Here is a 17,974-nt window from a genome sequence, read left to right as displayed (position 1 = left end):
CGTACGGGCCCCACCGGCCGGGCGCGGGCCCCGCGCCCGCCCCGACCCCGGACGGGAAGGCCGCCGTCATCGGCCGATCCCCGACCCGGTTCACGGGGGCTCCACGGAGCCACGCCCGTGGAGCCCCCGCCACTCGACTCCCCCACCCTCTCTTCTTGACCACAGGAGCCGCACGATGGGACGCCTCGCACAGACCGACGGCCTCACCGAGATCCAGCGGGACATCCTCGCCACCGTGCGGGATTTCGTCGACAAGGAGATCATCCCGGTCGCGACCGAGCTGGAGCACAAGGACGAGTACCCGACCGCCATCGTCGAGGGCATGAAGCAGCTCGGCCTCTTCGGCCTGACCATCCCCGAGGAGTACGGCGGCCTCGGCGAGTCGCTGCTCACCTACGCCCTGGTGGTCGAGGAGATCGCCCGCGGCTGGATGTCCGTCTCCGGCATCGTCAACACCCACTTCATCGTCGCGCACATGATCAACGCGCACGGCACCCAGGAGCAGAAGGACTACTTCCTGCCCCGGATGGCGGCCGGCGAGATCCGCGGCGCCTTCTCGATGTCCGAGCCCGGCCTGGGCTCCGACGTCTCGGCGATCTCCACCAAGGGCGTCAAGGACGGGGACTTCTACGTCCTCAACGGCCAGAAGATGTGGCTGACCAACGGCGGCACCTCAACCCTGGTCGCGGTCCTGTGCAAGACCGACGAGGGCGGCAACACCCCGTACAAGAACATGACCACCTTCCTGATCGAGAAGGAGTCCGGCTTCGGCCCGAACCCCAAGGTTCCCGGCCTGACCGTGCCCGGCAAGATCGAGAAGATGGGGTACAAGGGCGTCGACACCACCGAGCTGGTGCTGCAGGACGTCCGCATCCCCGCGGACCGGATCCTGGGCGGCGTCCCCGGCCGGGGCTTCTACCAGATGATGGACGGCGTCGAGGTCGGCCGCGTCAACGTCGCCGCCCGCGGCTGCGGCGTCGCCCGGCGCGCCTTCGAGCTCGGCATCTCCTACGCCCAGCAGCGCTCGACCTTCGGCAAGAAGATCGCCGAGCACCAGGCGATCCAGTTCAAGCTGGCCGAGATGGCCACCAAGGTCGAGGCCGCCCACCAGATGATGGTGATGGCCGCCCGCAAGAAGGACAGCGGCGAGCGCAACGACCTCGAGGCCGGCATGGCGAAGTACCTCGCCTCCGAGTACTGCAAGGAGGTCGTCGAGGACGCCTTCCGCATCCACGGCGGCTACGGCTTCTCCAAGGAGTACGAGATCGAGCGCCTCTACCGCGAGGCCCCGATGCTGCTCATCGGTGAAGGTACTGCGGAGATCCAGAAGATGATCGTCGGGCGCCGCCTGCTGGAGGAGTACCGCATCGCGGAGTGACCGGCGGGTGACCGCGACGACCTGGTGACGGCCGGTCGACGGGCGTGCGGGCCCGTCCCGGCGCCGCGCCGTGCCGCATCGGCCCCGGCCTGGTCAGCCTGGGGCCGGGCACGGCTCTCAGGAGCGGCCGCAAGGCGTGTAACAGTGGTTATACGCCCTGCGGCCGCTTCCGTACGCCCTTGCGGGGCGGGTTTCGGCCGACACGCCGACCCCCTGCCACGGGGGCGGCCATTGGGCCGACCGTTGAGACAAGAGTCACCAGCCGTGTCCGGACCCTTGGGAACCGGACCGGGTCGAGCTACGGTCGTATACACATGAGGTGCAGCGTCGCCTCGCGCAGGACATATGAACGAGCAGGCGGGTTGCCCACCCACCGTGTGCTCCCGATAGCATCCACCGGGACAGCAGCCGTCCCGTAATCACTCGATCCCCGCGGTGGCCCCCGTCCAGCGGCCATGATCCCCCGCGACAAAGGTCTTCGATGCCCATCAGCCCGTCCCCTCACTCCTCCGTCACGGACCGCGATGCCCTCGCCGCTCCGACGGCCGGCCGGCGACCCCGCGTGACCATCGCGCGCGGAGCCACCCCCTGGTTCGTCCCGACCCTCGCCACGGCCGCCCTCACCACCGCGCTGACCCGGCGCAGTGGCAAGTGGGCCCTGGCGGCGGTACCGGCCTGCGCCCTCGGCGCGGGCATGCTGTGGTTCTTCCGCGACCCCGAGCGTGAGATCGGCAAGGGCAGAGTGATCTCCCCCGCCGACGGCGTGGTGCAGAGCATCGACGCCTGGCCGGACGGCCGCACCCGGGTGGCGATCTTCATGAGCCCGCTCAACGTGCACGTCAACCGGGCCCCGCTGCCCGGCACCGTGACGTCCGTCGAGCACGTCGCGGGCGGCTTCGTGCCCGCGTTCAACAAGGACAGCGACCAGAACGAGCGGGTCGTCTGGCACTTCGACACCGAGCTCGGCGACATCGAGATGGTGCAGATCGCGGGGGCCGTGGCCCGCCGCATCGTGCCGTATGTGGACGCCGGTACCAAGGTCGAGCAGGGCGATCGGATCGGTCTGATCCGCTTCGGGTCCCGGGTCGACACCTACCTGCCGGCCGGCGTCGAGGTCGGCGTCGAGGTCGGCCAGAAGACCACCGCCGGGGTGACACGCCTTGACCGTGACTGATCCTGAGACGATCGTCGGCCTGGACGACGAGGAGACGGCCCTGCGCCGTCGCCGCTGGGCCCGCGACCGCGAGCTGCGCGCTCCGCGTTCGCCGCAGCACCTGTCCACCGCCGACTTCCTGACCCTGGGCAACGCCGTCTGCGGCTTCCTGGCGATCTACTCGATCACCACCGGGGTGCTCGTCCCGCACATCACCAACCCGGACGCCGCGCCGGACAAGCACAGCGCCGCCACCGCGGTGGCGCTGCTGCTGATCGGTTCGATGTGCGACCTCTTCGACGGGCTGGTGGCGCGCAAGCTGCGCTCCTCCGCCCTCGGGGCCGAGCTCGACAACCTGGCCGACCTGATCAGCTTCGGCATCGCGCCGGCCTACTTCGTCGCGGTCTGGGGCATGGTCTCGCCGGGCTCCAACAGCCGGCTCTCGGCGCTGATCGCCTTGACCGTGCTGCTCGCGGTGGTGCTGCGGCTCGCCCGCTTCTCCGCCGTGAAGATGCGGCCCGGGGTGTTCCAGGGCATGCCCTGCCCGATGGGCGCGATGACGGTGATCGCCATCGTGCTGCTCGACCCGCCGTTCCTGCCCGGTCTGCTCGCCATCTTCGGCGCCGCTTACCTGATGGTCAGCCGGATCGAGTACCCGAAGCCGCAGGGTCTGCTGGCCACCGCCACACTCTGCTGGATCGTGGTCTCCATCGGCTGCCTGGCGGCCTGGGCGACCGGTCTGCCCGGCGGCGACACCCTGCTGCACGTCGGCGCCTTCGCCCAGATCGCGCTGGCCGCGATGGCCCCGCTGCTGGTCATCCGCCGCAAGGTCGGCCAGAAGGTCGGCGACGTCCGCGCCCGCCGCGCGGAGTCCCGGCTCGGCTGACCGCCACCGTACGACGACAAGGGCCCGGCCCCCCTCGGGGAGCCGGGCCCTTTCGCGTGCCGTGGGCGTGTGCCGAGGGCGCGAGGGCGTACGGCGGCGGAGCGGTACGCGGCCGCGGGACCGGTCAGGCGCCGCCGACGTGGACGCTGAACGCCGAGCGGCGGGCCGCCCGCGCCACGCCCGGGTCCGGGTGCACCCCGGAGACCGCCGTCAGCACCGAGGCCGCCCGCGGGTGCCCGGACTGCCGGGCCCGGGCGAACAGCCGCACCGGGTCGCCCGCCGAGGCGCCCTCGACGTGGCCGACCAGCAGCTCCGTCTGGCCGTGGTCGAGCACCGCGGCCGCGGTGTCCACCCAGAGCCAGGCGGCGTCCTCGGCGCCCAGCACATCGGCCGGGGAGACCCCCTCGTCCGACTGCTCGGCCAGCCAGAGCAGCGCGTACGGGCGCAGCGCCGGTTCGTCCACGGCGCCCCGGACGGCCTGCTCGGCGGTGCCGCCGGCCACCCGCAGCGCCTCGAAGGCGAGTCCGCGCACCAGGGCGTCGTCGCCCCGGGCGGCCTCCAGCAGCTCGGCGACCGCGCGGTCCACCGGGCGGGCGGCGACCCAGGCCCGGTACTCGGCGCGGGCCGGGCCCGGCGAGTAGTCGGCGCAGGCGCCGAGCAGTTCCGGCGCGCTCTGCTCGATGTGTCCGGCGGCGGTCTGGGCGACCGTGCAGATCTCCTCCAGCTTGGCGCGCACCGCCCAGTGCCCGAGCGGGGAGAGCTCGGCGGCGTCGTCCCGGCGGACCAGCGCGCCGACGGCGGCCAGGCCGTCGAGCATCCAGTCCAGCACGGCGGCCACGTCGGCGGGCGCGGCCGGGACGTCGATCTGCGGCTCCCGGCAGGTCCCGCGCACGGCGGAGACGGCGGAGGCGGCGTGCGGGACGGGCGAGAGCGCGGTGGCGCCGGTGCCGGCGCCGACCCGGCGCTCGTCCAGGCCGCGGCGCAGCAGCTCCAGCAGCTCGGTCTCGGCGACCGGGCCGTCCACCAGGTGGAGGAAGGAGAGCAGCTGGGGCGCCTGGTCGACGGCCTGCCCGGCGAGCAGCGCGAAGACGCCGCGCAGGGCGGCGGGCGGCACCGGGGCGAGCAGCGTCCAGGCGTCGAACAGCGCCGACCAGCCGCGGATGACCGCCTCGTCGTCGTGCTCCCAGGCGTGCAGGCGCCAGCCGGGGGCGGCGCCGCCGTCGCGGGCCTCGACCAGGCCGATCAGCAGGGCCTGGCCCCAGGCGTTGGCGGCGGCGCCCACGGTCATGGCGAGCGCGCGGCCGGCGGCGCGGGCGTCGTCGGGGAGCAGTTCGCCGCGCTTGTCGACCTCGGCCAGCTCGCCGGCCCAGCGGGCGATGCGGACGGCGTCGACCAGCATCCGGCGGGCCAGCGGGGCGAGCTCGGCGGGTGCGGGGAAGCCCTCGGGCACCGGGACCCGGCCGCGGCCGGGGGCGGGTGCGGGGCCGCGTCGACGGGGTACGGCGGGGCCGCCCGGCCGTGGGCCGGCGGCGCGGTGGGCCGTTCCCGGGAGACGGGTCACGGTCGCACCGGTACCGATCGTCGGCGGGAGCGGGGCATCACGGTCGCGCGGGTTCCGAGACGTCACGTCGAGCAGTCTTCCCCTTGTACCGGCCTTCTGTCACATCCGGTTCGCTCCGCCCACGGATCATGGGCGGGACGGGCCCCGCAAGATCGGGCAACAGCGGCAAACCGCCTGGCCTGATCTGTGTGGCGCGGACACGCCAGGTGGGAGGGGGTGCGCGCCCGCGGAGCCGGAACGAGACCTCAGAGCAGCGGGGTGAGCCAGCGGCGCAGGAGCTCGGTGTAGCGGTCGGGGTCGGAGTTCCACAGCGCCGCGTGATCGGCGTTCGGGAAGGCCTGCAGGCTGACCAGGTCCTCCCGCCGGGCGGCCAGCCGGGCGGCGGCCGCCCAGGGCGCGACCGGGTCGTCCGGGCCGTGCATCACCAGGGTGGGCACCCGCAGGTCGTCGCCGGAGGCGAGGCGGGCGAAGTCGGCCAGGTCCACCCCGGTACGGCCCTCGGCGGCGAGCACGCCCAGCTCGGCGGCCCCGGCGCCGAACCCGGAGCGGACCGCGGCGCGGCGGGCGGTGGCGGTCCAGTCGAGGACCGGGGAGTCCAGCACCAGTCCGCTGATCGAGGAGGCCCAGGCGGAGCGGGCGGCGGTCTGCATCGCCATGGTGGCGCCCAGCGACCAGCCGTACAGGATGACCCGGCCGGCGCCGCTGTCCAGCGCCAGGCGGAGCGCCGCCTCGACGTCCCGCCACTCGGTCTCGCCGAAGTGGCCGAGTCCGTCCGGGGAGGCGGGCGCGCCCTCGTCGCCCCGGTAGGTCACGGCCAGCGCGGGCAGGCCGAGCCGCCGCAGCAGCGGGAGCACCGGGAGGGTCTGCCGGCGGTCGGCGCCGGGGCCGTGCACCAGGACGACCCAGGTGCCGCGCGGTCCGGGCAGCTGCCAGGCGGGCAGCAGCCCGAGCTCGCCGTCGGCGGCGGCGTCGGCGTACTCCAGGCCGAGCGCCTCGGTCGGGTCGCCGAGGTGGACCCGCGGGGTGAAGCGGACCTCGGTGCCGGTCGCCAGGGTGCCCCGGTCGGCGCGCTCCAGGGCGCGGGTGACGCCGTAGCGGTCGCGGTACAGGATCTCGCCGACCACCGCGTGCCCGGCGGCCGCCGGGCGGCCCCACTCGACCGCCCAGCGGCCGGGGCGCAGGCTCTGCGGCGTCTCGCTGAAGGTGGCCCGTCCGGCGGTCAGGCTCTTCACCAGGGTGGGCCCGACCGGGATCACCGGCCCCTCGCCGCCCGGGCGCACCAACCGCTCGGAGGCCCGGCGGCCGATCACCAGCACGACGGCCCCGGCACCGACGGCGGCGGCCGCCACGGCGGCCGCGGTTCCCCAACGCATATGGTCGCTCCCCGCTCTGTTGCGCCGCGGACCGGACCGCGTCCGGCGGACTGGGCAGTGTCCCGTCCAGTCCACGCGCGGCGGCCCGGCCCGGCCACCGGAACGGGGCCGTCCGGGGCACCGACCGCGGGGGCGGACCCGGCGCGCCCACCCCCGCCCCCGGCGCGGTCGGCCCGGCGCACGCACCCCGACGCGGTCAGACCGGGATGTCCGTCCGATGGCGGGCCAGCAGCTCCCAGAAGCGCTCGACCGGCGCCGAGGCCTCCTCCGGCGCCGTCCCGCGGGCGGGGCCGGCCGAGGGGCCCCAGCCGGCGCCCCAGTGCGAGGAGGTGGCCCGCCGCTCGTTCCGCAGCGCCGTCAGCACCGCGGTCAGGGCGTCCTCGCCGACCGGCACGATCCGGCCGACCGCGTCCAGCTGCGCCTGCCAGCGCCCGTCCACGCAGGCCCGCAGCCGCCGCTCCAGCTCGTCCCGGCGGCCCGTCACCGCGACCAGTTCGCGCAGCGTCAGGCCGAGCACCCGGGCCAGCCCGTACGTCTGCTCCCCGTCGCCGTCCCAGCGGCCGCCGCGCTCGGCGTCCTCGTAGAGGCGGGCGGGGACGCCGATCCGCCGGGCCGCGTTCTCCCGGGTGAGCTCGCGGGCCACCCGGACGTCGCGCAGCGAGGCCGGCCGTACGCCCATCAGCCGGCCGGCCGGGCACCACAGGGCGCGGGCCAGCGCGATGAACTCCTCCTCGGTGGGCCGCAGCTCCCCGGCCTCCCAGGCGAGCACGTGCGCGGGCAGCAGCCCGACGCCGTCCTCCTCGTCCGGCCCGCCCGGGTACTGCACGCCGGTGGACACCATCACCCCGGGCCAGGCGTAGACGTCCAGGTACTCCTCGAAGTCCCGCTCGGTGTCGAAGCCGGTGAAGCGGGCCTCGGCCTCGGCGGCGCCCTTCAGGAAGTCCGTCACCCAGTGCCGGGGCAGCCCGCGGACGGCCACCGTGTGGGCGTACGCCCGCAGCACCGGGTCGTCGGCGGGCCCGCCGTCCAGCGCCCGCTCCACCCGGGCCGTCAACTCCCGCAGGCCGTCCGCCCGCTGCTCGGGCGAGCCGTGTTCGGCGACGTCGTCGACCAGGTTCATGAACGCGATCCCCGCCGCGACGTGCGGCACCAGCGCGGGCGCGGCCAGCAGACGCAGCACCAGGTACGGCGCCGGCTCGCGCCGCCGCACCCGGCGGGCGGCCGCGGTGTACGGGACGCGCAGGTCCTGCCCGGAGATCCCGGCCGCGGTCAGGGTGGTTCGCCAACTGGGCACGGTGGGACGGCTCCTCGTACGGGGCTGGGTGGGCCGCTCCACCGTAGTCGATCACGCCGGGCCCCTTCGATTGACCGTGTGATCATGCCCGGTATTGACCTGCTCGGGAGGTCACCGGACGGGTAGATTCGTGAGCGACCGAGGCCCGGTGCAGTGCCAGGGCCCGCCGAACGAGAGGCAGCACCGCCGTGATCAGCACCGGCACCCACATCCGCGTCGCCCGTCCCTCCCGCGACCTCGCCGCCGCCGAGCGCTTCTACGTCGGGGCCCTGGGCCTGGAGGTGCTGTGGCGCAGCACCGAACGGGTGCCCGGCGAGCACGACCTGCTGATGGTCGGACCGGCCGGCGGCGCATGGCACTTCGAGCTCACCCACGACCCCGAGGCCCCGGTCGAGCCCGCCCCGACCGTCGACGACCTCTTCGTCGTCTACCTGGGCCGCCCGGTCGAGGAGGCCGAGGTCGAACGGCTGGTCGCGGCCGGCGGCACCCGCGTGCCGTCCCACAACCCGTACTGGGACGAGTTCGGCGTCACCGTCGCCGACCCGGACGGCTACCGGCTGGTCCTCTGCTCGCGCACCTGGGGCTGACGCCGCGTCCGGTGAGTGGCGGTATGACCGATCCGTACGATCCGCTCATCCAATCATCACTCACATGTCGTACCAGGGTCGGTTCGTGGCCGACCCCCACCGCTCGAATTCCCTGGCACACAGCGGAGCTCACGGCAGGCCGGCGGAAGGCAGCACGACATGGCACTGATGAACGGCGTCCACCTCACCCACGACCAGCGGATCCGGCAGGCCGCCGCACGGCTCGGCCGCCGCCGCTTCCTCACCGTCACCTCGGCCGCCGCGGCGCTGGCCTTCACCACCAACCTGCCCGACGCCCACGCGGCCGACGCCGAACTCGCCCCGCAGGCCCTGCGCGAGAACCCGTTCACCCTCGGCGTGGCCTCCGGCGACCCCGACTCCGAGTCCGTGGTGCTCTGGACCCGCCTCGCCCCGCGCCCGTACGAGCCCGGCAACGGCCTGCCGCCGACCGGGTCCGTCCGCGTCCAGTGGGAGGTCGCCCACGACGAGCGCTTCACCCGGATCGTCCGCCGCGGCAGCGTCCGGGCCCACGCCGAGTTCAACTACGCCCTCCATGTGGAGGCGGACGGCCTCGACGCCGACCGCGTCCACTGGTACCGCTTCCGCGCCGGTGACTGGATCAGCCCCGTCGGCCGCACCCGCACCACCCCGGCCCGCGGCCGCGAGGTCCACGACGGCCGCTTCGGCCTGGTCTCCTGCCAGGCCTACCACGACGGCTACTTCACCGCCCTCGGCCACCTCGCGCACGAGGACCTCGACGCGGTCCTCCACGTCGGCGACTACCTCTACGAGTACGCCGTCAACGCCACCGGCGGCGAGCGCCGGTACACCGACCGCGTGCTGCCCGCCCTGTTCAACCACGAGACGGTCACCCTGGAGGACTACCGGCTGCGCTACGCCCTCTACAAGTCCGACCCGGACCTCCAGGCCGCGCACGCCGCCTTCCCGTGGTTCGTCACCTGGGACGACCACGAGACCGAGAACAACTACGCCGGCGGCGTCCCCGAGGGCGGCGGCCCCACCGAGGACTTCCTGGTCCGCCGCGCCGCCGCCTACCGCGCCTACTGGGAGAACATGCCGCTGCGCATGCCGCAGCGCCCCGACGGCGCCGACATGCGGCTCTACCGGCGCGCCCACTACGGCCGCCTCGCCCAGTTCGACATCCTCGACACCCGGCAGTACCGCTCCGACCAGGCCTACGGCGACGGCTGGCAGTTCCCCGGCCCGGAGTCCGAGGACCCGGCGCGCACCATGGTCGGCGCCACCCAGGAGCGCTGGCTGCTGGACGGATTCCGCCGCTCCAAGGCGCTCTGGAACGTACTGCCCCAGCAGGTCACCTTCTCCCGCCGCAAGAACACCACGGCGGCCGCCTCCAAGCTCTCCATGGACTCCTGGGACGGCTACCCGGCCTCCCGCGAGCGGATCCTGGCCGGCGCCGAGCAGGCCGGGGTGGAGAACCTCGTCGTGCTCACCGGCGACGTGCACGTCTCCTACGCCATGGACATCAAGCGCGACTTCGCCGACCCGGCCTCGCGCACGGTCGGCGTCGAATTCGTCGGCACCTCGGTCAGCAGCGGCAAGAACGGCTCCGACCAGCCCGCCAACTGGGCCACCTACCTGGCCGCCAACCCGCACCTGAAGTTCTACAACGGGCGCCGCGGCTACACCACCGTCACCCTCGACCGGCAGCAGGTCCGCGCCGACTACCGCACGGTCTCCCACGTCACCACACCCGGCGGCACCGTCACCACCGCCGCCTCCTTCGTCTCCGAGGCCGGCTCCCCGGGCCTGCGCCAGGCCTGACGCGCCCCGGCCCGTACCCCGGCGGCGTCGTCACCGGGTACGGGCCGGCCTCACGGGCGGGCGGGCCCCGGCGGCATCAGGCCGGAAGCCCCCTCCGCCCGGCCTGCTCCAGGTGCCCCAGCAGGAGCATCGCGTCGTGGTCCGGGCTGCCCGGTTCGGCCTGGTAGACGATCAGCCGGTGGCCGTCGGTGCGGGCGATCTCGTACGCCTCGTAGCCCAGCGTCATGGTCCCGGTGGCGGGGTGGGTGAAGTGCTTGCGCCCGTTGGTGCGGCTGCGCACCTCGTACCGCTGCCACAGGGCGGCGAACTCCTCGCTCTTGACGACGAGTTCGCCGACCACCCCGGTGATGTCCGGCGCGTCCGGGTACCTCCCCGCCATCGCCCGGAGATGGGCGACCGTGGCCGCCGCGACGTCCTCCCAGTTGCCGTACAGGCCGCGGGCCGCCGGGTGCAGGAAGGTGTAGCGGGCGGTGTTGCGCTGTGCCCGCGGCCACTCCTCGATGCCGGGCAGCAGGAGCAGGCCGCGCGCGTTGGCGGCCAGCAGGTCGTTGGCCCGGCCGAGCACGTACGCGGGGCAGGGCTCGACGATCTCCAGCATGCGCAGCACGTCCGGGCGCAGGACGCGCGACGGCGCCTGCGCGCCCTCCGCGGCGGCCGACGAACGGGCCGGCGCGCCGGCCAGCCGGATCAGGTGGCGCCGCTCGTCCTCGTCCAGCCGCAGCACCCGGGCGACCGCCTCCAGGACCGCCGCGCCCGGCCGGTGCTGCTTGCCCTGCTCCAGCCGCCGGTAGTACTCGATGCTGACGCCCGCCAGCAGCGCCACCTCCTCCCGGCGCAGGCCCGTGGTGCGCCGGCGCCCGGTGGTCGCCGGCAGCCCGGCCTGCTCGGGCGTGACCCGGGCCCGCCGCGTCCGGAGGAACTCGCCCAGCCCGGGCGCCTTGTCGATCTCCATCCCCCAAGTATGACGACCACTCAGGCGGGCGAGAGGGGCCCTGCGAGGGCCCCTCTTCGGCGGGTGTCCCGCAACCGTGCCCCACCTGCGCAGACTGGACCCCGACGAGGCCGGGCCCCAGGACGGGGCCCCGGCAGCTCCAGTGGAAAGGGACGCGGACATGGCGAACGTGGCGGTCATCGGGCTCGGCATCATGGGCCACGGCATGGCGGACAACCTCCTCAGGAACGGGCACACCGTGACCGTCTGGAACCGCTCCCCGCGGAGGGCCGACGGACTCGTCGCCGCGGGAGCGGTCCTGGCGGCCACCCCGGCCGAGGCGGCGGCCCGTGCGGACGTGGTCTTCGAGGTGACCGCCGACGACGGCTCCTCCCGCGCCGTGTGGGAGGGCCCCGACGGCATCCTGGCGGGGGCCCGCGAGGACGCCGTCCTGATCGCCTCCGCCACCCTGTCGGTCCACTGGATCGAGGACCTCGCCGCCCGGTGCGCCGAGCGCGGCCGGGCCTTCTTCGACATGCCGCTCACCGGCGGCGCGGCCGCCGCCCGGACCGGGAACCTGGTCCTGCTCGCGGGTGGCGACGCGGACGGACTGCCCGCCCTGCGGCCGGTGTTCGACGCGATCGCCCGCGATGTGCGGCACTTCGGCCCGGCCGGCGCGGGCACCCGCTTCAAGCTGATCCTCAACGCCCTGCAGGCCGTACACCTGGCCGGGTTCGGCGAGGCCCTGCGGCTGGCCGAGGCGGCGGGCCTGGACGCGCACCAGGTCGGTGAGGCCCTGCTCGACCGCCCCGGCGGCGTGGTCACCCGGCTCGCCTGGGACAGCTACCTGACCCCGCCCGAGCCGCTGAACTTCTCCGCGGAGTGGGCCCACAAGGACCTCACCTACGCGTCCCGGATGGCCGAGGACGCCGGCCAGGACCGCCTCCCCCTCCTCGACGGGGTCCTCTCGCTCTTCTCCACCGCCCTCGCCGACGGCCGCGGCAAGCACGACTGGAGCACGGTCAACCCGGTCGCGCCGCGATAGCGGTTCGAGGCCTTGACGGGAGCGCCCGGCCGGGTCTCTCCTGGTTCCGTCGGCACGGTGGGACGGGGGGCGACGCGATGGGTCCGGACGGTCCTGACATCGGCGATTCCGCGGGGGGGCGACCCGCCGCCCGGGCCACCCGCCGCGGGCGGCCGGCCCGGTGGCGGCGGAGGCTGGGAACCCGACCGGATCATTCAGTACGTCCTGGCCGCCGTCGTGCTGGCTCTGATGATCCTGGCGATGCTGTCGACGGGCGACGACAACGGCACCGTCGAGTGCACGGGTTCCTGCGGCTGGCACTGACGGCATCCGCGCCGGTCCGGCCCGTTCGTCGGGTGGTCGGCAGGACCTCCGCAGTGTCGGCGGTGGCTCCGCCGGTTCCGGGGTGACAGCCCCGGCCGCAGGTCACAGCCCGTCCGTGATGATCTCCTTCATCCCCGCGTCGATGGCCTTGCGGCTCCACCCCCGCCGGAGGAAGCGCTTCGGCGCCAGCCGGTGGACCGCGGAGGTCAACCAGGCGTCGTCGCCGAGCCGTTCGGCGTGGCCGAGTTCGACGATGTCTCCCAGCAGCTGGCGCAGCACCATGATCTCCAGTGCCGGGTACCGGTGGCGGTGGTGGATGAACCGGGGCTTCCACATGTCGTAGGGGTGCCGCACCATGGCGTTCAGACAGGAGCCGTGGATGGTGATGTCGTCGTACTTGGTCAGGAGTCCGCCGACCGGTGTGCTGAGGAAACGGCCGCTGGTGACCCCCAGCCCCAGGCCCATCAGCCGGTGCCACGGCACGAGGAACGGCTCCCGGTCCGTGACGCGGTGCTCGAACCCCCCGGGGAGGACGGCCAGGTACGCCTTGCTCCGGTGGTCGCCGATGAACCAGCCGCCGTCGACCCGCACCAGCGGGCCCAGGCGGACCGGCGGCACGTTCGCGTCGGTGGGGCTCAGGGGGTTCGCGGCGGGGTGGTCGGCGTTCACGGCTCTCCTCGGGGCGTGCGGCAGCTACACGCCGACCAGACTTCCCGGCACACCCTGGGATAGACCGTACACCCCGTCAGATCGCCCGTCACCGGACGGGGGCGAACGATTCCCGCCCCGGCGCAGGGTTGCCGTCAGCGGTTCGCGTCGAGCAGGGCCGCCCCGAGGTCGGTCAGCACGTGCCGCACGCCCTGGCCGACGCGGTGGGTGCGGAGCAGCCCGCTGTCGCGCAGTACGGCGGTGTGCTGGCTGACGGCCGCCGCACTGCAGCCCAGGCGGCGGGCGAGCTCCCCGGTGGAGTGCGGGCCCGACTCGGCGACGGAGGTCAGGACGGCCGTGCGGGTGCGCCCCAGCAGCGGGACGAGGCGCTCCACGGGCTCGGCCTCGTACCGGCCCAGCAGCGCCTGGCTGCGTACGGGGTAGCAGAGCGCGGGCCGGTGGTCGTCGATGTTGTACCCGGAGACCACCGGGTGCTCGCCGCCGAACACGGTGGGCTGGAGCAGCAGGCCGCGCCCGTTGAGGTGGACGTCGATGTCGTCGGGTCGGCCGAGCCGCACCTCCAGCACCGGCGATTGCCACCGGACGTCCGGGTGCAGGGAGTTGAACAGTTGCCCGAGGCCGGTGGTGTCGCCCGGCCGGGAGCGGGCGCGGTCCGCGGCGATCAGTGCGGTGATCTGCGGCCAGAACGGGTCGATCGCGGCGGCCTGGTAGCCGCCCAGGGCCCGGCCGAAGAGCGACCGGGCCCGCGGATCGTCGTCCGCGAGCCGGCCCGCGAACGGGGTGAGCGGACGGAACCCGGCCAGGTGGTGGAGGTACAGCCGGCGGTAGGCGAGGTCCGGCCCGGCGGCGGAGGCCGCGGTGGCCCGGTGGTCGGGTTCGATGTGGTCGGCCAGGAAGGCCGGCAGCACCGCGGGGGCGCACAGGTCGCCCAGCAGCGGGATGTGCGGGTCCCAGTTCGTCCGGAGGGTCCGCCGCCACTGCCGGAAGCGCAGGTCGTTCGCCCCGGTGCCCAGGGTCCGCAGGCTGAGCACCGTCTCCACGGCCAGGTCGGGTGCGGCGGCGACCCGGACGTTCGCCAGGTCGTCGACGGTGAAGTGGATCCTCAGCACGGTTCCCCCCGGTGCTCGGCCATCGCTGCGCCTCCCTGTATACCCGCTGTGAGCAAGGGATTTAAGGCACCGGTGAAAAGCTCGTGCGGTCGTCGGCGAACCGGGATCGTTGCTCTCCGTCGGGCCCGCCGGAACGGGGGCCGACGTCACGATCCATCCGCCGCAGGCCGGGACGGCCGTCGACCACGACGGGGCTCGGGGGGTCCCGGCCGGCGGCGGGTGCGAGACCCCTTCGACCTTCCGATTCGACCGTCCGATCGACCTTCCGAGGAGAGCCGTGAACATCCGACGCGGGATCACCACCGTCGCCAGTACCGTGGCGGCCGTGCTGCTGGCCGGCACCACCATGGCCACCGGCGCGCACGCGGGCACGTACGACAACAACAACGGGACCGTGTGGCGCAACGGGCAGGCCCAGCCCATGTACTCGTGGGTCGGCGGGCCCGGCAGCTGCCCGTCCGGCTATTTCTGCTTCTACGCCCACACGCAGTACGACTACCACGAGTGGGCGTTCCGGGAGTCCTGCAACTCCTACGCGCTGAGCCAGTGGAACGGCCGCGGGTCCTGGGTCAACAACTCCCGGAACAGCGTCTGGTTCTACGGTCAGAACGGGAACATCGTCGGGCGCGCCGCCCCCGGCACCTCCTCGGCCGACATGGACTTCAACCCGGTCTGGCGGATCGACCAGTGCTGATCCGCCGGTAGCGGTTCGCGGCGGTCCGGAGCACCGCGCACCCCGGGGGCCCGCCCCGGGGTGCGGCGGGCCGGTCGGGAGCTCAGGGCCGGTCGGGCAGTGGGTCCCAGCGGGTGGCCTGGGCGGCGCGGACGTCGATGCGCGCGCCCCTGCGGCGCAGGAGCGCGCGGTCGCTCCCGGCGCGGACGGCGGCGGCCGTGATCGCCTGCGGCCGGCCGGGGGCGTGGACGGCGAAGCTCTGGGTGCCGGTGACGCCCCCGGCGGAGCGGGTGGGCATGGTGACCAGCCACAGCGGCGCGCCCGGTCCGGTGGGCCGGGGTGCCGGGCCGGGCGGGCCGGGCGGTCCGGTGCGGGGCTGGGAGGCGGCGAAGGCCATGGGGGTTCCTCCGGCGGGACGGGTGGGCGGACCGGGCGGCGGCGCCGTGCGACCGGGCCCGCTGCCCGCCCGTGTGGTGGGGGACGGGCGGGCAACGGGGGTCCGAGGACGGGCCCGGCCCGTCACCCCAAGAGTTACCGGCCGGTAGGTCCCGCCCTCCATCCTGCGCGACGCCCGGCCCGGGGGCTCCGGAGCGGATCCCAGACTTTCCGGCCGGCGATTGTGACCGGTCACAAGGATGTGCCGCCCGACTGGCACCCGGCGGCGCCCCGGGTGTCGTGCCGCACCGCCTCCTCCGGCGGACGCCCCCGTGGTCAGCGGCCCGCCTACTATGGTGGCGGGCCGAGCCGGCGGACGCGGACCGCCGCCGTGATCGGAAGGCGACGTTGTGACGGCTGATAGCGCGAACGATCCGGCGATCGGGCAGGTCATGGCCGATCGGATGCTGGCCGACCTGCCACGGCTGAAGGCGGAGATCGCCGCGCGGCTGATGGCCGAGCAGCCGGTCTACCGGCGGCTGCCCGCCGAGCAGCTGGAGCACGACGTCAGCCGGGTCACCGAGCAGAGCATCCGGGGCATCGCCCGCTCCCTGCAGACCGGACAGCCGCTGGAGCCGCAGTGGCGGGCCTTCCAGCGCGCCTCGGCGGCCCGCCGGGCCGAGGAGGGCGTGCCGATCGAGGACGTGGTGGACGCCTACTACCTCGGCGCGCAGGTCTGCGTGGACTTCCTCAGCGCCCACCTGCCCCCGGAGCAGGTCGGCATGGCCTACCGCGTGCTGCTGACCGGCCTGCGGGTCACCGTCGCCGAGGTCACCGCCGGCTACCTGGAGGAGCGCCAGACGCAGGTCGGCGAGAGCGGGGCCGCCCGGCACACCATGCTCTCGGCGCTGCTGACCGGCACCGACATCCACCTCGCCGCCCGCCACACCGGCACCACCCTGCCCCCCGCGTACCTGGTCCTGGCGCTGTCCATCGGCACCCACCGCGACGAGTTGCGCGCGGACGTGGACGACGCCATCGCCGCCCGCCGCAAGATCCGGCGGATCCGGGCCGAGCTGGACCGGGTCGTCGGGCGGCCGGTCCTCGCCCAGATGACCGTCGGCGAGGGGCTCGCCCTGCTGCCCCGGGCCGACGCGGACGCCGACCCCCGTGCCTGGCTGGCCGGCGTGATGGACGACCTCAGCCGCGCCGCCGCCGTCCCGCTGACCGCCGGCGCGGCGATCGGCCCGCCCGAGCGGACGCCCGACGCCGTACGCCTGGCGACCGAGGTCCGGGACACCGCCGTCGTCTTCCAGCGGCCGCCGGGCGCGTACCTGCTCGACGACCTGCTCATCGAGCACCAGCTCACCCGGCCCGGGGCGGCCCGCGACCACCTCGCCGACCTGCTGGCACCCGTCGCCGACAAGCCCGACCTGCTGCCGACGCTGCGCGGCTACCTGCGGACCAACCTCAATCGCCGGGACGTCGCGGCCGAGCTGCACGTCCACCCCAACACCGTCGACTACCGCATCCGCCGCATCGCCGCCCTCACCGGCATGAACCCCGCCGACCACGGCGACCGGGTGAAGCTCACCGCCGCGCTCGCCGCCCACGACACCCGGCGGATGGAGGGCGGCGTGGGCCCCGGCTGACCGCCTGCGACACGTCCGGGGAAGACCTCGGCCCGGCCCGGATTCTCCGGCCGGGCCGTTCAGCTGTCCGGCCGTTCAGCCGTCCGGTCGGTCAACTGTCCGGCCGTTCAGCCGTGTGGCCGGTCAGCTGTTCAGATGTTCGTCCGTTCGGATTTGCAAAATCGGACAAGCGTGAATGCGAAAGGGCGCTGATCGCGCAAACGGTGTCGTTCGATGCCGTCAATCGAACATTTAACGATCGCCCGATCGAGTGGTCTTCCGCTGTGACTACAGTGCGATTACTGGGTCGGCATTCGGGGAGCCGGCGGCAGCTGTCCATGGGAACACGGCCGATTGTGGGGAAATGTCAGACAGCGGTACAGCCACGCGCCGGAATTCAGGCTCCCGTCCGGATGAGGCGAGCCCCGTGGCGGGTCCGCCGCTGCCCACGGCCTTCCGATCGGTCGGGGCGGGGCCGGACCTCGCCAGGATGCTGACGGGGCCGCACGGCCGGCTCTCCGGCACCCTGCTCGTGACCGGGGACCCGGGCGGCCGCTTCCACCTGGAGGGCGGCGCGATCCTGGAGGTCGCCTCGCCCGGTTCGCCGGGGGTCGAGACCCTCCTGCTGCGCTCGGGGCGGGTCAGCGAGCCCGACTGGGCCTCGGTGGTCCGGTCGGGAGCGGCAGGGGGGCGCGTCGGCGCGGAACTGGTGGCCCGGGAACTGGTCGGTTCCGCGGAACTCCAGCTCATCTGTGTGATGGCGGCCCTGGACGGGGCCCTGGCGATGGGAATGGGCCGGATCGACCGGGTCACGCTCGACCGTGACTCGCCGGTCCCGTATTTCGCCGCGTCGGAGGGAATCGAGCCGGAATGGCTGATCCATGAGACCGGGCGGCGGATCAGGGCCCTGGGTGAACGGCCGATCTCCCCGTTCCGTGACCGGCTGACCCGGACCGAGGCCGGTGAACGGCTGCTGGACGCCGGGGCCACCGGGGAACGGCGCGAGATCCTGCGGCGGGTCAACGGCAGGCGCAGCGCCCGGGACATCGCCTTCCTGCTCGGGCGGGGCCTCTACGCCGTCACGGTGGAGGCCGCGCGACTGCTGCACGAGGGGCTGGTCAGGGCGGTGGCCCCGCCCCTGACGCAGGCCGGCGGCCCGCCGCCCGCGACGGCGGACGACCGCCGGCCGGAGCCGGCCGGGCC

Annotated in this window: 16 protein-coding genes; 9 read left to right on the top strand and 7 right to left on the bottom strand. The window is 74.4% G+C overall.

Annotation, left to right across the window (positions count from 1 at the left end; all coding sequences use genetic code 11):
* The first annotated feature begins 175 nt into the window (after window positions 1-175).
* The 3 genes from ACWEQL_RS33240 to ACWEQL_RS33230 all read left to right on the top strand — a co-directional run bounded on the left by ACWEQL_RS33240 (window position 176) and on the right by ACWEQL_RS33230 (window position 3,417).
* Window positions 176-1,378: an acyl-CoA dehydrogenase family protein gene (locus ACWEQL_RS33240; protein ID WP_452154098.1), complete on the top strand. Its 1,203-nt coding sequence runs from the start codon at window positions 176-178 to the stop codon at window positions 1,376-1,378.
* Window positions 1,379-1,859: 481 nt separating this feature from the next.
* Entirely contained in the window at window positions 1,860-2,552 is a 693-nt protein-coding gene (locus ACWEQL_RS33235) for a phosphatidylserine decarboxylase (protein WP_452154097.1), read from the top strand.
* Window positions 2,539-3,417: a CDP-alcohol phosphatidyltransferase family protein gene (locus ACWEQL_RS33230; protein ID WP_452154096.1), complete on the top strand. Its 879-nt coding sequence runs from the start codon at window positions 2,539-2,541 to the stop codon at window positions 3,415-3,417. The genes ACWEQL_RS33235 and ACWEQL_RS33230 overlap by 14 nt, the downstream gene beginning before the upstream one ends.
* Window positions 3,418-3,541: 124 nt before the next feature.
* Here ACWEQL_RS33230 and ACWEQL_RS33225 read toward each other — a convergent pair whose 3' ends face one another.
* From ACWEQL_RS33225 to ACWEQL_RS33215, 3 genes are all read right to left on the bottom strand, one after another.
* Window positions 3,542-4,978, bottom strand: a complete 1,437-nt coding sequence (locus tag ACWEQL_RS33225) for a hypothetical protein (RefSeq protein ID WP_452154095.1) — start codon at window positions 4,976-4,978, stop codon at window positions 3,542-3,544.
* Window positions 4,979-5,223: 245 nt separating this feature from the next.
* Window positions 5,224-6,351 carry an alpha/beta hydrolase family protein gene (locus ACWEQL_RS33220; protein WP_452154094.1) on the bottom strand — a complete coding sequence of 376 codons (1,128 nt, stop codon included), beginning with the start codon at window positions 6,349-6,351 and terminating at the stop codon, window positions 5,224-5,226.
* A gap of 196 nt (window positions 6,352-6,547) precedes the next feature.
* Entirely contained in the window at window positions 6,548-7,645 is a 1,098-nt protein-coding gene (locus ACWEQL_RS33215; protein WP_452154093.1) for a squalene/phytoene synthase family protein, read from the bottom strand.
* 188 nt (window positions 7,646-7,833) lie between these two features.
* Here ACWEQL_RS33215 and ACWEQL_RS33210 point away from each other — a divergent pair, with 188 nt between their 5' ends.
* Complete coding sequence (locus ACWEQL_RS33210; RefSeq protein ID WP_452154092.1) at window positions 7,834-8,232, top strand: VOC family protein; 399 nt, start codon at window positions 7,834-7,836, stop codon at window positions 8,230-8,232.
* A gap of 168 nt (window positions 8,233-8,400) precedes the next feature.
* Window positions 8,401-10,035, top strand: a complete 1,635-nt coding sequence (locus ACWEQL_RS33205; RefSeq protein WP_452154099.1) for an alkaline phosphatase D family protein — start codon at window positions 8,401-8,403, stop codon at window positions 10,033-10,035.
* Between the two features lie 76 nt (window positions 10,036-10,111).
* Here the strand turns inward: ACWEQL_RS33205 and ACWEQL_RS33200 are convergent, their stop codons facing one another.
* The gene (locus tag ACWEQL_RS33200) at window positions 10,112-10,987 is read right to left on the bottom strand and encodes a helix-turn-helix transcriptional regulator (protein WP_452154091.1); all 876 of its coding nucleotides are present in this window, start codon (window positions 10,985-10,987) and stop codon (window positions 10,112-10,114) included.
* 160 nt (window positions 10,988-11,147) lie between these two features.
* On the opposite strand from ACWEQL_RS33200, the gene ACWEQL_RS33195 reads away from it, so the two are divergent.
* Entirely contained in the window at window positions 11,148-12,011 is an 864-nt protein-coding gene (locus ACWEQL_RS33195) for an NAD(P)-dependent oxidoreductase (protein WP_452154090.1), read from the top strand.
* A gap of 405 nt (window positions 12,012-12,416) precedes the next feature.
* Here the strand turns inward: ACWEQL_RS33195 and ACWEQL_RS33190 are convergent, their stop codons facing one another.
* Together ACWEQL_RS33190 and ACWEQL_RS33185 are read right to left on the bottom strand one after the other, a co-directional pair.
* On the bottom strand, window positions 12,417-12,983 hold the full coding sequence (locus ACWEQL_RS33190; protein ID WP_452154089.1) for a hypothetical protein: 567 nt from the start codon (window positions 12,981-12,983) through the stop codon (window positions 12,417-12,419).
* A 134-nt stretch (window positions 12,984-13,117) separates the two neighbouring features.
* Window positions 13,118-14,092, bottom strand: a complete 975-nt coding sequence (locus ACWEQL_RS33185) for an ArsR/SmtB family transcription factor (protein WP_452154088.1) — start codon at window positions 14,090-14,092, stop codon at window positions 13,118-13,120.
* 277 nt (window positions 14,093-14,369) lie between these two features.
* Here ACWEQL_RS33185 and ACWEQL_RS33180 point away from each other — a divergent pair, with 277 nt between their 5' ends.
* Window positions 14,370-14,786, top strand: coding sequence for a peptidase inhibitor family I36 protein (locus ACWEQL_RS33180; protein ID WP_452154087.1), 417 nt, complete (start codon window positions 14,370-14,372; stop codon window positions 14,784-14,786).
* Between the two features lie 82 nt (window positions 14,787-14,868).
* Here the strand turns inward: ACWEQL_RS33180 and ACWEQL_RS33175 are convergent, their stop codons facing one another.
* Window positions 14,869-15,162, bottom strand: a complete 294-nt coding sequence (locus tag ACWEQL_RS33175; protein WP_452154086.1) for a hypothetical protein — start codon at window positions 15,160-15,162, stop codon at window positions 14,869-14,871.
* Between the two features lie 430 nt (window positions 15,163-15,592).
* On the opposite strand from ACWEQL_RS33175, the gene ACWEQL_RS33170 reads away from it, so the two are divergent.
* Together ACWEQL_RS33170 and ACWEQL_RS33165 are read left to right on the top strand one after the other, a co-directional pair.
* On the top strand, window positions 15,593-16,792 hold the full coding sequence (locus ACWEQL_RS33170) for a PucR family transcriptional regulator (protein ID WP_452154085.1): 1,200 nt from the start codon (window positions 15,593-15,595) through the stop codon (window positions 16,790-16,792).
* A gap of 406 nt (window positions 16,793-17,198) precedes the next feature.
* Window positions 17,199-17,974, top strand: a 776-nt coding sequence (locus ACWEQL_RS33165; protein WP_452154084.1) for a MarR family transcriptional regulator, incomplete at its 3' end; no start/stop codon positions are given.

This window comes from Kitasatospora sp. NPDC004240 (assembly GCF_053603215.1).
The sequence above is the reverse complement of the archived record's forward strand: the minus strand, read 5'-3'. Positions and strand labels throughout refer to the sequence as shown.

Bases quoted from the DNA above. Each gene is read 5' to 3' on its own strand.
- ACWEQL_RS33240 (WP_452154098.1), top strand. From the start codon at position 176: ATGGGACGCCTCGCACAGACCGACGGCCTCACCGAGATCCAGCGGGAC.
- ACWEQL_RS33200 (WP_452154091.1), bottom strand. From the start codon at position 10,987: ATGGAGATCGACAAGGCGCCCGGGCTGGGCGAGTTCCTCCGGACGCGG.
- ACWEQL_RS33175 (WP_452154086.1), bottom strand. From the start codon at position 15,162: ATGGCCTTCGCCGCCTCCCAGCCCCGCACCGGACCGCCCGGCCCGCCC.
- ACWEQL_RS33195 (WP_452154090.1), top strand. From the start codon at position 11,148: ATGGCGAACGTGGCGGTCATCGGGCTCGGCATCATGGGCCACGGCATG.
- ACWEQL_RS33170 (WP_452154085.1), top strand. From the start codon at position 15,593: ATGGCCGATCGGATGCTGGCCGACCTGCCACGGCTGAAGGCGGAGATC.
- ACWEQL_RS33205 (WP_452154099.1), top strand. From the start codon at position 8,401: ATGAACGGCGTCCACCTCACCCACGACCAGCGGATCCGGCAGGCCGCC.
- ACWEQL_RS33235 (WP_452154097.1), top strand. From the start codon at position 1,860: ATGCCCATCAGCCCGTCCCCTCACTCCTCCGTCACGGACCGCGATGCC.
- ACWEQL_RS33220 (WP_452154094.1), bottom strand. From the start codon at position 6,351: ATGCGTTGGGGAACCGCGGCCGCCGTGGCGGCCGCCGCCGTCGGTGCC.